The organism is Sphingomonas sp. Leaf5 (assembly GCF_001421155.1).
Lineage (GTDB): Bacteria > Pseudomonadota > Alphaproteobacteria > Sphingomonadales > Sphingomonadaceae > Sphingomonas.
The window spans coordinates 235860-250421 of sequence record NZ_LMJZ01000012.1 but is presented as its reverse complement, the minus strand read 5'-3'; the positions used below and the strand labels follow the sequence as shown (position 1 = coordinate 250421).

General features: G+C 66.3%; 14 protein-coding genes. 11 read left to right on the top strand and 3 right to left on the bottom strand.

The window, feature by feature from the left end; translation table 11 throughout:
* Positions 1-8: 8 nt before the first annotated feature.
* The 3 genes from acpS to pyrE all read right to left on the bottom strand — a co-directional run bounded on the left by acpS (position 9) and on the right by pyrE (position 1874).
* Positions 9-416, bottom strand: a complete 408-nt coding sequence (acpS, locus tag ASE50_RS10220) for a holo-ACP synthase (RefSeq protein WP_056399500.1) — start codon at positions 414-416, stop codon at positions 9-11.
* A gap of 151 nt (positions 417-567) precedes the next feature.
* Positions 568-1296, bottom strand: a complete 729-nt coding sequence (locus ASE50_RS10215) for a pyridoxine 5'-phosphate synthase (RefSeq protein WP_056399499.1) — start codon at positions 1294-1296, stop codon at positions 568-570.
* The gene (gene pyrE / locus ASE50_RS10210) at positions 1293-1874 is read right to left on the bottom strand and encodes an orotate phosphoribosyltransferase (RefSeq protein WP_056399597.1); all 582 of its coding nucleotides are present in this window, start codon (positions 1872-1874) and stop codon (positions 1293-1295) included. Before pyrE ends, ASE50_RS10215 begins: the two co-directional genes overlap by 4 nt.
* Positions 1875-2078: 204 nt before the next feature.
* Between pyrE and coxB the strand changes: the two genes are divergently transcribed.
* The 11 genes from coxB (at position 2079) to ASE50_RS10160 (ending at position 14557) form a co-directional block, all read left to right on the top strand.
* Positions 2079-3275 (top strand): cytochrome c oxidase subunit II, encoded by a 1197-nt coding sequence (coxB, locus tag ASE50_RS10205; protein WP_056399496.1) that lies wholly within the window; start codon positions 2079-2081, stop codon positions 3273-3275.
* Position 3276: 1 nt separating this feature from the next.
* Entirely contained in the window at positions 3277-4935 is a 1659-nt protein-coding gene (gene ctaD / locus ASE50_RS10200) for a cytochrome c oxidase subunit I (RefSeq protein ID WP_055996667.1), read from the top strand.
* A gap of 194 nt (positions 4936-5129) precedes the next feature.
* On the top strand, positions 5130-6899 hold the full coding sequence (locus tag ASE50_RS10195) for a DUF1800 domain-containing protein (protein WP_082438945.1): 1770 nt from the start codon (positions 5130-5132) through the stop codon (positions 6897-6899).
* Positions 6896-8287 carry a DUF1501 domain-containing protein gene (locus tag ASE50_RS10190; protein WP_056399495.1) on the top strand — a complete coding sequence of 464 codons (1392 nt, stop codon included), beginning with the start codon at positions 6896-6898 and terminating at the stop codon, positions 8285-8287. The genes ASE50_RS10195 and ASE50_RS10190 overlap by 4 nt, the downstream gene beginning before the upstream one ends.
* Before the next feature lie 162 nt (positions 8288-8449).
* Positions 8450-10741 carry a TonB-dependent receptor gene (locus ASE50_RS10185; RefSeq protein ID WP_056399493.1) on the top strand — a complete coding sequence of 764 codons (2292 nt, stop codon included), beginning with the start codon at positions 8450-8452 and terminating at the stop codon, positions 10739-10741.
* Positions 10742-11041: 300 nt separating this feature from the next.
* Positions 11042-11941 (top strand): heme o synthase, encoded by a 900-nt coding sequence (locus tag ASE50_RS10180; protein ID WP_056399489.1) that lies wholly within the window; start codon positions 11042-11044, stop codon positions 11939-11941.
* A complete protein-coding gene (locus tag ASE50_RS19630) occupies positions 11938-12072 on the top strand; it encodes a hypothetical protein (protein ID WP_268794928.1) in 135 nt (44 codons plus the stop codon). Before ASE50_RS10180 ends, ASE50_RS19630 begins: the two co-directional genes overlap by 4 nt.
* A complete protein-coding gene (locus ASE50_RS10175) occupies positions 12069-12602 on the top strand; it encodes a cytochrome c oxidase assembly protein (protein WP_056399469.1) in 534 nt (177 codons plus the stop codon). Before ASE50_RS19630 ends, ASE50_RS10175 begins: the two co-directional genes overlap by 4 nt.
* A gap of 52 nt (positions 12603-12654) precedes the next feature.
* On the top strand, positions 12655-13569 hold the full coding sequence (locus tag ASE50_RS10170; protein WP_056399592.1) for a cytochrome c oxidase subunit 3: 915 nt from the start codon (positions 12655-12657) through the stop codon (positions 13567-13569).
* The gene (locus ASE50_RS10165) at positions 13569-13952 is read left to right on the top strand and encodes a DUF983 domain-containing protein (protein ID WP_056399466.1); all 384 of its coding nucleotides are present in this window, start codon (positions 13569-13571) and stop codon (positions 13950-13952) included. The genes ASE50_RS10170 and ASE50_RS10165 overlap by 1 nt, the downstream gene beginning before the upstream one ends.
* Positions 13949-14557 (top strand): SURF1 family protein, encoded by a 609-nt coding sequence (locus ASE50_RS10160; RefSeq protein ID WP_056399464.1) that lies wholly within the window; start codon positions 13949-13951, stop codon positions 14555-14557. Before ASE50_RS10165 ends, ASE50_RS10160 begins: the two co-directional genes overlap by 4 nt.
* The last annotated feature ends 5 nt before the right edge of the window (positions 14558-14562 follow it).

The following is a 14562-nucleotide window of genomic DNA, read 5'->3' as shown; positions in this document are numbered from 1 at the left end:
CGAACGTCCTACTCTGTTGCCGGCACCGCTTCGATGATGACGAATGCCTGCGCCCAGGGTTGATCGTCCGTCATCGTCAGATGCACCTTCGCGACGTGGCCCGCCGGCATCATCGCGTCAAGCCGCGCTTTCGCGCCACCGGTCAATGCCAGCGTCGGCGCGCCCGACGCGGCGTTGACGACGCCGATGTCGCGCATGAACACGCCCTGCGCAAAGCCGGTGCCGACCGCCTTGGAAAAGGCTTCCTTGGCGGCGAACCGCTTGGCGAGCGTACCGGCGCGGGTGAAGGGACGCCTGGCGGCCTTCGCCTGTTCGACGTCGGTGAAGACCCGCTGAAGGAAGCGATCGCCGAACCGGTCGAGCGACGACTGGATGCGGTCGATGTTGCAGAGATCGGAGCCAAGACCGACGATCATGAAATCCTCCCCATCGCAGATGGGGAGGGGGACCATGCATAGCATGGTGGAGGGGGCGTCGGCGCAGCCGGCGCTACGCGCCGCCCCTCCACCACAGCCTTCGGCGGCGGTCCCCCTCCCCAAGCACGCTTGGGGAGGATTTGCACGGCCCTCACCGTGCGGTTTCCATCAAATCCTTCATCCGCCGCACCATCGGCCCCAACCCGCCGAAGATCGCCTCGCCGATCAGGAAATGGCCGATATTCAACTCACGCACCTGCGGGATCGCGGCGACGGGCACGACATTGTCGAACGTCAGGCCGTGGCCGGCATGGACCTCGATCCCGTTCTTCGCCGCCAGCGCCGCTGCATCGGCGATACGTCGGAGTTCGGCGACCTGTTCGTTACCGGACAATTCGGCATAACGGCCGGTGTGCAGTTCGACCACCGGTGCGCCGAGCGCCACCGCCGCCGCGATCTGCTCCGCATCGGGTTCGATGAACAGCGATACCCGTATCCGTGCAGCGCCCAGTTCGCGCATCATCGGGGCCAGCGTGTTGTGCTGCCCGGCCGCATCCAGCCCGCCCTCGGTCGTGCGCTCCTCACGCTTTTCGGGCACGATGCAGGCGGCGTGCGGGCGATGGCGCAGCGCGATGCCCAGCATCTCGTCGGTCGCCGCCATTTCTAGGTTGAGCGGTACGGTCAGTTCCGCCGACAGCCGCGCGATATCGTCGTCGGTAATATGGCGGCGATCCTCGCGCAGATGGGCGGTGATCCCGTCCGCGCCATGCTCCGCCGCCAGCAGCGCGGCACGTACCGGATCGGGATAGCCCGAGCCGCGCGCGTTGCGGACGGTTGCGACGTGATCGATGTTGACGCCGAGGCGCAGTGGCTCGCTCATGCCGCGCGGCTCCCCGGCTTGATCGCCGGGATCGCCGCCAGATCGGCGGGCAGCGCATCGGGTTGATAGCTCGGCACGTCGAGGCGGATCAACGGGAAGAACGGCACACCCATATCCGCCCCGCCGTTCGACCGGTCGACCAGCGACGCCGCCGCCACGACCGTGCCGCCCGCCGCCCCGATCGCGGCGATCGCCTCGCGCGACGACAGGCCGGTGGTCACGACATCCTCCATCATCAGCACGCGGGTGCCGGCATCGATGCGGAAGCCGCGGCGCAGTTCGAAGGTGCCGGTCGGCCGTTCGAGGAACATGGCGGGCACGCCCAGCGACCGGCCCATCTCGTGCCCGACGATCACCCCGCCCATCGCCGGCGAGATCACGACGTCGATCGAGTCGCGGACATCGGCGGGCAACCGGGCCGCCAGTTCGTCGCACAGCCGTGCGGCACGGCGCGGGTCCATCAGCACGCGCGCGCATTGCAGATAGCGGGACGAGCGCAGGCCCGACGACAGGATGAAATGCCCCTCCAGCAGCGCTTCCGCCTGCCGGAATTCGTCGAGGATCGCGTCGTCGTTCATGGCTGTCATCCCGCCGGTTGCCGTCGCGCCCCGCATTAGTCCGGCACCGGGTACGTTCGCAACCATCGCTTGAGGCCGGGCGACATGCCGCGTATAGCCCGGAGGGTTAGGGTTTCCAAACGCCCGCCCTATGCGACCACGCCGGTCAAGAAGCGTGCAGCATAACTTGTAACGGGGTGACACGACACGATGCGAAGCATTGGGATGAGGATGTTTGTTTACGCGGCTGCCGCGGCATTGGCGGGAACCGCCTATGCGCAGCAGCCAGCGGCAATAACGCCGGGCACCGGCGCGGTAGCGACCGCGCCGCAGGCAGGCGCACCGCCGCCGGGATCGGCGGAGGCCAATCCGACCGGACAGGTGACGCCGCCGGCGACCGCCGCGGCCCCGACGCCGCCCGCGGTGCAGGACCCGACGCTCAATGCCGACGGATCGCCGCGCATGGTCGCGACACCGAATATCGGCCAGCCGACCGACCGCATGATCGACCTGCAGACCCAGGTCACGCCGAACGGACGCGAGGGGAAGGCGTTCCACAACAACATCCTGATGCCGGTGATCGTCGTCATCTCGCTGCTGGTGCTGTTCCTGCTCGGCTATGTCGCGTTCCGATTCCGGGAGAAGGCGAACCCGGTCCCGTCGAAGACGTCGCACAACACCGTTATCGAAATCATCTGGACCGCCGCCCCGGTGCTGATCCTTGCCGCGATCGCGGTACCGTCGATCGGGCTGCTCGCGCGCCAGTTCAAGCCCGCGCCCGACAATGCGGTGACGCTGAAGGCGATCGGCAACCAGTGGTTCTGGTCCTACGAATATCCCGATTATGGCGGCGTGTCGGTGACCGCCAACATGCTGAAGGAACGCAATGAAGTCGGTCCGGGCCAGCGGTTCCGTACCGATGCCGACGGTCCCCGCCTGCTCGCGGTCGACAATCGCATCGTGCTGCCGGTCGGCGTGCCGATCCGGTTGATCACCACCGCCACCGACGTGATCCATAGCTGGGCGATGCCCGCCTTCTGGATCAAGCTCGACGCGGTACCCGGACGGCTGAACGAAACCAGCTTCACCATCGAAAAGCCGGGCCTGTATTTCGGCCAGTGCAGCGAGCTGTGCGGTGCGCGCCATGCTTACATGCCGATCGCGGTCGAAGCGGTGCCGGTCGCGCAGTTCAACCAGTGGATCCGTGCCAAAGGCGGCACGCTGCCCAGCCCGGCACAGGCCGCCGCCCCCAGCAACGCCGTGATCCCGCAGCCGGGTGCCGATGCCGCCGACGCCACGTCGGAAGCCGGCAACACCGCCAGCGACGCGTCGACGCCGGTCGTCAACGCGACCGAAGCCGCCTCTCCCTCCACCCAGCGCGCCACCGGCAACGGCGGCGGCGTCGGCAACGTGGACCAGTAAGATGACCGATTCCGCCCTTTCTGGCCACCACGCGTTCGACGCGCACGGGCACGGCCACGACGCGCATCACCACGATGCCGATCACAAGCCGGCGTTCTTCGCCCGCTGGTTCATGTCGACCAACCACAAGGATATCGGGACGCTGTACCTGATCTTCGCGATCGTCGCGGGGATTATCGGCGGGGCAATTTCGGGGGTGATGCGCCTCGAACTCGCCGAACCGGGCATTCAGTGGCTGCCATGGCTGTCGGGACATGAAGGCGATCAGGCGCTCCATTTCTGGAACGTGCTGATTACCGCGCATGGCCTCATCATGGTGTTCTTCATGGTCATGCCGGCGATGATCGGGGGCTTCGGCAACTGGTTCGTGCCCATCATGATCGGCGCGCCCGACATGGCGTTCCCGCGCATGAACAACATCTCGTTCTGGCTACTCATCCCCGCCTTCGCGCTGCTGCTGGGCAGCACGATGTTCGGCGGCGGGGCGGGTACCGGCTGGACGGTCTATGCCCCGCTGTCGACCTATGGCGAGCCCGGTCCCTCGGTAGACATGGCGATCCTGTCGCTGCACCTCGCCGGTGCGTCGTCGATCCTGGGCGCGATCAACTTCATCACCACCATCTTCAACATGCGCGCGCCGGGCATGACCCTGCACAAGATGCCGCTGTTCGTGTGGTCGGTGCTGGTCACCGCGTTCCTGCTGCTGCTCGCGCTGCCGGTGCTCGCCGCGGCGATCACCATGCTGCTGACCGATCGCAAGTTCGGCACCACCTTCTTCGATCCGGCCGGCGGCGGCGATCCGATCCTGTACCAGCATCTGTTCTGGTTCTTCGGTCACCCCGAAGTCTACATCATGATCCTGCCGGGGTTCGGCATCATCAGCCACATCGTCGCGACGTTCAGCCGCAAGCCGGTGTTCGGCTATCTCGGCATGGCCTATGCCATGGTCGCGATCGGTGCGGTCGGCTTCGTCGTGTGGGCGCACCATATGTTCACGACCGGCCTGAGCGTGAACACCAAGATGTATTTCACCGCAGCGACGATGATCATCGCGGTGCCGACCGGCATCAAGATCTTCTCGTGGATCGCGACGATGTGGGGCGGCAGCCTGCGCTTCCCCACGCCGATGCTGTGGGCGATCGGGTTCATCTTCATGTTCACGGTCGGCGGCGTGACCGGCGTCGTGCTGGCCAATGGCGGCGTCGACGACGTGCTGCACGACACCTATTATGTCGTTGCGCACTTCCACTACGTCTTGTCGCTGGGGGCTGTGTTCGCGCTGTTCGCCGGCTTCTATTACTGGTTCCCGAAGATGTCGGGGAAGATGTACAACGAACTGCTCGGCAAGCTGCACTTCTGGGTGTTCTTCATCGGCGTGAACGTCATGTTCTTCCCGATGCACTTCCTCGGCGCGCAGGGCATGCCGCGGCGCTATCCGGACTATCCGGACGCCTATGCCTTCTTCAACCACATCGCCTCGGCCGGATACGGCATCATGGCGATCGGCATGGTGTTCTTCTTCGTCAACGTCGTCATCTCGCTGATCGGCGGGCGCAAGGCGGCGGACAATCCATGGGGCGACGGTGCGACGACGCTCGAATGGACGCTGTCGTCGCCCCCGCCCTTCCACCAGTTCGAAACCCTGCCCAAGGTCGACTGACCCGACGGCCCGATCGAAACAGCAAACGCCCCGGAGCGATCCGGGGCGTTTTTTTGGGGTTTCACAGGGCTCGATACGGCTGCGCAACCGTCGCGTTAACGGCCGGTAAACCATGAATCCGCAGGAAAATCCGCATGTTAATCATTCCCCAACCATAGGCCGCTATCCCCGTCGTCAGCGTACAGGGGATTGCCATGTTGGGCGACGAAACGATCATCGACACCGCTGATCGGACACCGGTTTCTGAACAGGCGACGCGGGCGCTGCCCGTCGATGCCTTGCCCGCTTCGGGCTTCGCGGCGAAGCACGGCGTGGTCGCCGCTGCCGCCTTGCTGGCGGCATGCGATTCGGGCGGAGGCGGCTCGGGCCCCGGCACGGTGACCGTCGCCGGCCCCAGCCCTACGCCGACGCCCGCCCCCACGCCGACCCCGACCCCTACCGTCGCCGCCCTGAACGCCCGCAGCGCCAGCCGCTTCCTGGCGCAGGCGACGATGGGCGCGACCCGCACCGGCATCGATTCGGTGCTGAACACCGGGATCGCCGGCTGGATCGAGGCACAGTTCGCGGTCCCCCGCCCAACCAGCCACTGGGACTGGATGGTCGCCAACGGCTATGCCGAGGCGAACAAGATCAACGTCCAGAGCGGCTATGACGCCAGCGTCTGGCGGCAGGTGATCGCCGGCCCCGATGCGCTGCGCCAACGGGTGACGGTGGCGCTGCTCGACTATCTGGTGGTCGGCATGGGCGCGCTGAACATCAGCTGGCGGTCGCTGGCGGTTGCGGCGTACACCGACGTGCTGGCAGATAACGCGTTCGGCAACTACCGCGATCTGCTGGGTGCGATCAGCCGGAACGCGGCGATGGGCATGTTCCTGACGTTCGTGAACAGCAAGAAGGGCAATCCGTCGACCGGCAGCCTGCCCGACGAGAATTATGCGCGCGAACTGATGCAGCTGTTTACGCTCGGCGTGAATCAGCTCGAACAGGACGGCACCGTCCGCATGTCGAACGGACAGGCGCTCGAAACCTATACGCTCGACGACGTGTCGCAGCTGGCCCGCATCTTCACCGGATTGCAGCTTGTCAGCAGCGATACGACGACCCCCGACCGGATGCGCCAGCCGCTGATCCTGAACGCGGCGAACAACGAAACCGGATCGGCGACCTTCCTTGGCGCGACGGTATCGGGGGGCGGCATGGCCGCGCTCGACGCGGCGCTCGACGTTATTTTCCGCCATCCCAACGTCGCGCCGTTCGTGTCGAAGCAGCTGATCCAGCGGCTGGTCACCTCCAACCCCAGTCCCGCCTATGTCGGGCGCGTCTCCGCCGCCTTCGCCAATAACGGCAGCGGCGTGCGCGGCGACATGAAAGCGGTGATCCGCGCGATCCTGCTCGACCCCGAAGCGCGCGACGAAGCCGCCGCGCTGGCCAGCACCACCGCCGGCCGCCTGCGCGAACCGGTGCTGCGGCTGACCAACTGGGCGCGTGCGTTCGGCGTCACCTCGCCCAGCGACGCATGGGCGATCGGCGACACGACCAGCACCACCACCCGGCTGGGGCAGGGCATCGGGCGCGCCGCCAGCGTGTTCGGCTTCGTCCGGCCGGGCTTCACCCCGCCGGGAACGGCGATGGTGCAGGCCGGGCTGACCGCACCCGAATTCCTGATGTCGAGCGAACAGACCAACATCGCCTACATCAATTACATGCAGTCGCTGGTCGGCGGCGGCACCGGCGATACCAAGGCGGATTACGCGCCGATGATGGCGCTGGCGTCGGACAGCGCGAAGCTGGTCGACGAGGTCAACCTGATCCTCGCCGCCGGACAGCTGCGCGCGTCGACGCTCGCGTCGATCCGGGCCGCGGTCGACAGCATACCGCTCACCGCGAACAACGCCACGCTCAACCGAACCGGGGTCGCGATCCTGCTGACCCTTGCCTCGCCCGATTATCTGGTGCTGAAATGAACGCTCCGACCATCCTGACCGACGTATCCCGCCGCGCGTTCCTGCAACGCTCCGCCCTGTTCGGCGTGGCCGGGGTCGCAGCCCCGTTCGTCACCAGCCTCGGCGCGATCGGCGAGGCGGCGGCGGCCACCGCCAATGATTACAAGGCGCTGGTCTGCATCTTCCTTGCGGGCGGTAACGACCATTTCAACACGCTGGTCCCCTATGATCCGACCAGCCACGCCAAATATGCGTCGCTGCGCAGCTCGCTCGCCTTCTCGCGCGAGGCGCTGGCACCGACCGTCCTGCTGCCGACCGCCGACCTTGGCGGGCGGGCCTATGCGCTGGCACCGGCGATGGCCCCGCTCGGCCCGTTGTTCGATGCCGGGCGGATGGCGGTGGCGATGAACGTCGGCACGCTGATCCAGCCGACGACCAAGGCGCAATATCAGAACAAGTCGGTGCGCCTGCCGCCCAAGCTGTTCAGCCATAACGACCAGCAGAGCTTCTTTCAGGCGTCGAGCCCCGAAGGGGCCGGCTCGGGCTGGGGCGGCCGGATCGGCGATCTGTTCCAGTCGGGCAACGGCACGTCGGCGGTCACCTGCATCAACGCATCGGGCAACGCCGTCTTCCTGTCGGGCCGTAACGCGATCCAGTATAATGTCGGCACCGGCGGCCCCGTCCCGCTGCTGCGCAACGCCACGTCGCTCTATGGATCGACCGTCGCCGCGCAGACGCTGCGCCAGATGATGACCGACACCAATCCGCACATGTTCGGCGGCGAATATGCGCGGATCAACAAGCGGGCGATGGATACGCAGGTCCAGCTCGCCAACGGTCTGGCGGGGGTTCCGGAGGCGAACTTCCCGCTATTCCCCGACGATAACGGCCTTGCCGACCAGCTGCGGATGGTCGCGCGGATGATCGCGATCTCGGGGGATCTGGGGACGAAGCGCCAGGTGTTCTTCGTGTCGATGGGCGGGTTCGACCTGCACGACAATCTCGCATCGAACCAGCCGCGCCTGCTCGGCAAACTGGCCGACGCGATGCGCGCGTTCCACGACACCACCGCCGCGCTGGGCGTCGCCGACAAGGTGACGACCTTCACCGGTTCGGATTTCGGGCGGACGCTGCCGTCGAACGGCAATGGGTGCGACCATGGCTGGGGATCGATGCATTTCGTGATGGGCGGCGCGGTCAAGGGCAAGCGGCTGTACGGCACCGCCCCGCTGGTCGGCACCAACACCCCGGACGACGTGGGACAGGGGCGGCTGATCCCGACGATGTCGGTCGATCAATATGCGTCGACGCTGGCGCGCTGGTTCGGCGTGTCGGACGGCGACATGTCGACGGTGCTGCCCAATATCGGCAATTACGACAAATCGAGCTGGGGTCAGGGGTTCGTCTGATCGCATAACGAATATCGCTGTCATGCTATTGCCATAACTCGGTCCTAGCGCGCCCGCCGGGGATGGTCCGCCATGCCGTACAGATAGTTAGTCGTTCGGGTTCGGGGGAACCACGGGCGGCGGTACGGCAGCGGGTCCATCCGTCACAGGGAAGGAACCGAGATGAACACCCGTTTGCCGCTGCTCGCCAGCGCCGCACTGATCGCGCTCGCCACACCGGCATTCGCGCAGACCGCGCCGACACCCGCGGAACCCGCGACCGAGGCCGGTCTAGACGATATCGTCGTCACCGCCGAACGCCGCGAGGAACGGTTGCAGGACACGCCGCTGTCGGTCGGCGTCGCGACCGGCGACGACCTCCGTCAGTTCCAGTCGGGCGGCGAGGACACGCTGCTGTCGCTGTCGGGCCGCATCCCCGGCCTCTATGCCGAAACGACGACCGGTCGCATCTTCCCGCGCTTCTACATTCGCGGGCTCGGCAATATCGATTTCTATCTCGGCGCGTCGCAGCCGGTGACGGTGATCCAGGACGATGTGATCCTCGAACACGTCGTCCTGAAATCGAACCCGGTCTATGACGTTCAGCAGGTCGAGGTGCTGCGCGGGCCGCAGGGGTCGCTGTTCGGGCGCAACACCACCGCCGGCATCATCAAGTTCGACACGATCCGCCCCTCGGCCACGTTCCAGAGCCGGGCACAGGCGTCCTACGGCACGTATAACAGCGCCAGCTTCGATGCCGGCGTCGGTGGTCCGATCACCGACGGGCTGATGGTCCGCGTGTCGGCGCTGGTCCAGCACCGCGACGACTGGGTCGACAACACCTATGCCGGCGTCAGCGCCGACAATACCCAGACGCCCAAGAAGAACGCGATGGGCGGCTTCGACGATCGCAACCTGCGCGTGCAGGTGCGCGCCCAGCCGACCGATGCGGTCACCATCGATCTGTCGGGCCATGCCCGCTGGTATGAAGGCACCTCGACCATCTTCCACCGGGCCGCGTTGAAGCGTGGGTCGAACGACGTGTCGGCCGAACCGCGCGATCGCATCGCGCTCGACGAAGGCGGCAACAATCCGCAGGCATACGACACCTATGGTGCGTCGGCGCGGATGGCGTTCGACATCGGGCCGGTCATGCTCAGCTCGATCACTGCGTACGAGACGACCAGCGGGTCGAGCCGTGGCGATACCGATGGCGGTGCCGCCGCACTGTTCCCGGTGAACGGCGTTGCCAACGGTTTCGGCCAGAGCCGCGGCAACATCCGCGACCTCGACCAATGGTCGCAGGAAATCCGCCTTGCCTCGACCGGGACCGGCCCGTTCGGCTTTCAGGTCGGCGGCTTCTATTTCGACAATCGCGACGTCACCGAATTCTATCAGCGCGGCTTCTTCCTGACGACGGCGGCGCGCAACCCGAACAACTGGGTCCGGCTGCGCGACGTCAACACGTCGTGGGCCGCGTTCGGGCAGGCGCATTACGACCTGACCGACCGGCTGACGCTGACCGCCGGCGCGCGCATCACCGAGGACAGCAAGCATACGCGGCTGGTGAAGACCGCCAATACCGCCGCCAATGTCGTCACCTATCGTGGGCGGACCGACGTCAAGCTGTCGTCGACCGAGCCGAGCTGGGACGTCAGCCTGCTGTACAAGGCCAGCGAGGATTTCAGCCTCTATTCGCGCGTCGCCCGCGGCTTCCGCGGCCCGACGATCCAGGGGCGTTCGGCGGTGTTCAACGCCGACTTCACCACCGCCGATTCGGAAACGATCCTGTCGTTCGAGACGGGTTTCAAGAGCAGCCTGATCGACAACACCCTGCGCCTGAACGCCACCGTGTTCGGCTACCGGGTCAAGGACATCCAGCTGAACGGCAATGATTCGAACGGCAACGGCGTGCTGTTCAATGCGGACAAGGCGCAGGCCTACGGCGTCGAGGCTGAGCTGGACTGGAAGCCGGTGCCGCAGCTGACGCTGGGTCTGGGCGGCAGCTGGCTGCACTCGGCGATCCGCGACAAGCGCGTGTTCGCACAGGTCTGCGCGCTGAACGGCGTGGTCGTCTGCACCGTCGACAACCCGACGATCCGTGTCGGCACCAACGTGTTCGCGCAGATCGACGGCGAACCGCTGCCCAACGCGCCCGAATATACGCTCGACCTGACCGCGCGCTGGGACCAGCCGCTGAACGACGGTTCGCGCGTGTTCGTCGCCACCGACTGGAATTTGCAGGGCTATACGCAGTTCACCCTGTACCGCGCGCGCGAATTCACCGCGAACGGCAACTTCGAAGGCGGGTTGAAGATCGGCTACGCCCCGCCGTCGGACGCATGGGAATTGTCGGTGTTCGCGCGCAACATCACCAATGAAAAGAACCTGAAGGGCGTGATCGAGAATTACATGGCCGCCGTGTTCAACGACCCGCGGATCATCGGCGTCTCGCTGTCGGGCAAGTTCCGGTAACGCGCTGACCGCTCCCCCGTCCGTCCTTCCGGCGCAGGCCGGAATCCATGGATGGGGGGACGGCGGTGATGGATTCGAGACCCTCCGACACAATGGATCACGGCCTGCGCCGGGATGACGAGGTTCCCCCCTATCGTCACCCCCGCGCAGGCGGGGGTCCATAGCCGCCGACGCCGGTTGGGACTCCTACGGACGTTGCGTCTATGGATTCCCGCCTGCGCGGGAATGACGAAGAGCCATGGAGACAGCGCGAACTTCACACCGCTTTCCCCCGCCCCCACAACCGCCTATACGACGGCGATGACCGCGCAGACGATTACCCTGCCCGCCGAGTGGCGCGATTTCCTTGCTCTTACCAAGCCACGCGTGATGTCGCTGGTCGTCTTCACCGGGCTGTGCGGGATGCTGGCCGCGCCGGTCGCGATCCATCCGGTGATCGGCTTCACCGCCGTGCTGTGCATCGCGCTGGGTGCGGGCGCGGCGGGGGCGCTCAACCAGTGGTACGAGGCCGATCTCGACGCCAAGATGAAGCGGACGCAGGGCCGGCCCCTTCCCGCCGGCCGGATGGACCGGCAATCGGCGCTGCATTTCGGCGTCGGCCTCGCGATCTTCTCGGTCGTGCTGATGGGGCTGGCGGTGAACCTCGCCTCCGCCGCGATCCTGACGGTGTCGATCCTGTTCTACGTGCTGGTCTATACCGTGTGGCTCAAACGCCGGACGCCGCAGAACATCGTGATCGGCGGGGCGGCGGGCGCGTTTCCGCCGCTGATCGGCTGGGCGGCGGCGACCGGCGACGTCGCGCTGCTGCCGTTCCTGCTGTTCAGCCTCGTCTTTCTGTGGACACCGCCGCATTTCTGGGCGCTCGCGCTGTTCGTGAAGACCGATTACGCCAATGCCGGCGTGCCGATGCTGCCGGTGGTCGCGGGCGAGCGGACGACGCGGACCCAGATCGGGCTGTACACGATTCCGATGGCCGCGGTTGCGGTCGCGCCGTGGCCGCTGGGGCTGACCGGTCCGATCTACGGCATTGCCGCCTGCCTGCTGACCGCAACCTTCGGGTTGCTGGCGGTGCAGGTCGCGCTGCGTTCGACCGGGGTCGACGACAGGATGAAGCCCGAAAAGCGGCTGTTCGCCTTCTCGATCCTGTATCTTTTCGCGATGTTCGGCGCGCTGGTCGCCGACCGGTGGATATTGGCATGAGCGAACACGACGACCGCATCCGCGCCCGGCAGCGCGAACGGGCCAAGGTGATGGCGTGGCTGCTCGGCGCATTCGTCGTGCTGCTGTTCGCGATCACCATCGTCAAGATTCAGGCAGGGCTGGGCTCGTGACCCGCAACCTGCGCGTGGCGTTGCTGGCGGTGGCGGGCGTGGTCGGCATGACCGGCGTCGGTTTCGCCAGCGTGCCGCTGTACCGCATGTTCTGTCAGGCGACCGGCTTCAACGGCACGACCCAGCGTGGGCAGGTGGCCCCGGGCGGCATCGGCGACAAGGTGGTGGTGCGGTTCGACACCAACACCAATCCAGCGCTGGGATGGGAGTTCAAGCCCGAACGCGCGTCGGAAACCGTCGATATCGGCGCGCGCGACATGGCGTTCTTCACCGCCAAGAACGTGTCGGGTCGCCCGGTCACCGGCACCGCCACCTTCAACGTGACACCGAGCCAGGCGGGCAAATATTTCACGAAAATCCAGTGCTTCTGCTTCACGCAGCAGACGCTGCAACCGGGCGAGACGGTGCGCATGCCGGTGATCTTCTTCGTCGATCCCAAGATCCATGACGATCCCGATGCGAAGGACATTCGCGCAATCACCCTCTCCTACACATTTTACCCGGTGGATTCGGGCGCGACGACCAGCTAGGATCACGCGCAAACACGCTCCGCACAAGGCGCGAACAGCTTAGGGACGGATGATGGCAGGCGCGAAGAACCACGATTTTCACATCCTGCCCCCCAGCATCTGGCCGCTTGCCAGTTCGATGGCCGCCTTCATGATGGCGGCGGGCGGCGTCATGTATCTCAACGAAGCGGCGCTCGGCGGATTCGTGTTCGGTGCCGGCCTGATCGCGACCCTGTCCTGCATGGGCTTCTGGTGGGCCGACGTGATCCGCGAAGCGAAGGCGGGCGACCATACCCCGGTGGTGCAGCTGCACCTGCGCTATGGCATGATCCTGTTCATCGCGTCCGAAGTGATGTTCTTCGTCGGCTGGTTCTGGTCGTGGTTCGACTTCTCGCTCTTCCCCGCCGCGGTCCAGTATAATCACGAAGACGGCGTCTCGCTGATCGAGGCGGGCAATACCGCCGTCGTCGCACAATGGCCGCCGGCGGGTCTCGAAGTGCTCAACGCCTTCGAACTGCCGCTGCTCAACACCTTCATCCTGCTGCTGTCGGGCACCACCGTGACATGGGCGCATCACGCGCTGATCCACAACCAGCGCGGCGGGGCGCTCAAAGGGCTGTGGGGCGCGATCGGCGTGGGGGAGAATGACGGCGTGAAGAAGGGGCTGTGGCTGACCGTCCTGCTCGGCGCGCTGTTCTCGTGCATCCAGGCCTATGAATATGTCCATGCGCCGATGCCGTTCAAAGGGCTGAACTATGGCGCGGCCTTCTACATGGCCACCGGGTTCCACGGCTTCCACGTGCTGGTCGGCACCATCTTCCTCGCCGTCAACCTGATCCGCGCCTATAAGGGCGACTTCACCCCGAAGCAGCATTTCGGTTTCGAAGCGGCGGCATGGTATTGGCACTTCGTCGACGTGGTGTGGCTGTTCCTGTTCGTCGTTATCTATGTCTGGGGCGGCTGGGGCGCGCCGATCCACGGCGGCTGATGCCCGGCCAACCGGGCGCGGGTGCCCCTGCGCCCTTCGACTGCGGCGTGCGCGGCCTGTGCCCGCGTTGCGCCGCACCGACCCTGTTCCGCAGTCCCGTCGCCTTCGCCGGTCGCTGTTCGGCCTGCGGCCTCGATTTCGACGCGTTCAACGTCGGTGACGGCCCGGCGGCATTTCTGACGCTCGGCATCGGCACGGTCATCACCGTCCTCGCCATCTGGCTCGAACTCGCTGCGGGGCCGCCATGGTGGGTGCATGTGCTGCTGTGGGTGCCGCTGACCATCTTCGGCGTGGTCGGCAGCCTGCGCATCGCCAAGGGGATGTTGATCGCACTCGAATATCGGCGCGGCGCGGGCGAAGGCCGGATCGACCCGCGCCCATGAAACGCCCGCCGATCCTTTCCACGCTGATCGTGCTGCTGGCGGTCGCGGCGATGGTCGCGCTCGGGCTGTGGCAGTTGCAGCGCCGCGCGGAAAAGGCGGCGTTGATCGCCCATGCCAGCGCCAATCTCGACCGGCCGGTGCAGCCCTTGCCGGCGCGGATCACCGACGACCTGTTGTTCGCCCGCGTGACCGCCACCTGTGCGCGGGTCGGCGACTGGACGATGGGTGCCGGCCGTGCGGTCGATGACAGTTCGGGCTATCGCCATATCGCAACCTGCACCGGTCCGACCGGTCAGGTGTTCCGCGTCGATTTAGGTGTCGCCGCCGATCCGAAACTGCGTCCGCTATGGTCCGGTGGCGCGGTGGCCGGTACGCTCAGCCACGCACCGGGCGGGCCGACGCTGCTCGACCGGATGACCGGCCGCGCCACGCCGCCTGCGCCGATGATCGTGTCGGATACGCCCGCCCCGGGCCTGAAGGCCAGCCGCCGCCCCGATCCCGCCAGCCTGCCCGACAACCACCTCGCTTATGCGATCCAGTGGTTCGCCTTCGCCTTGGCCGCGGTCATCATATACTTGCTGGCACTTCGCCGTCGCAGCCGCTAACCGCA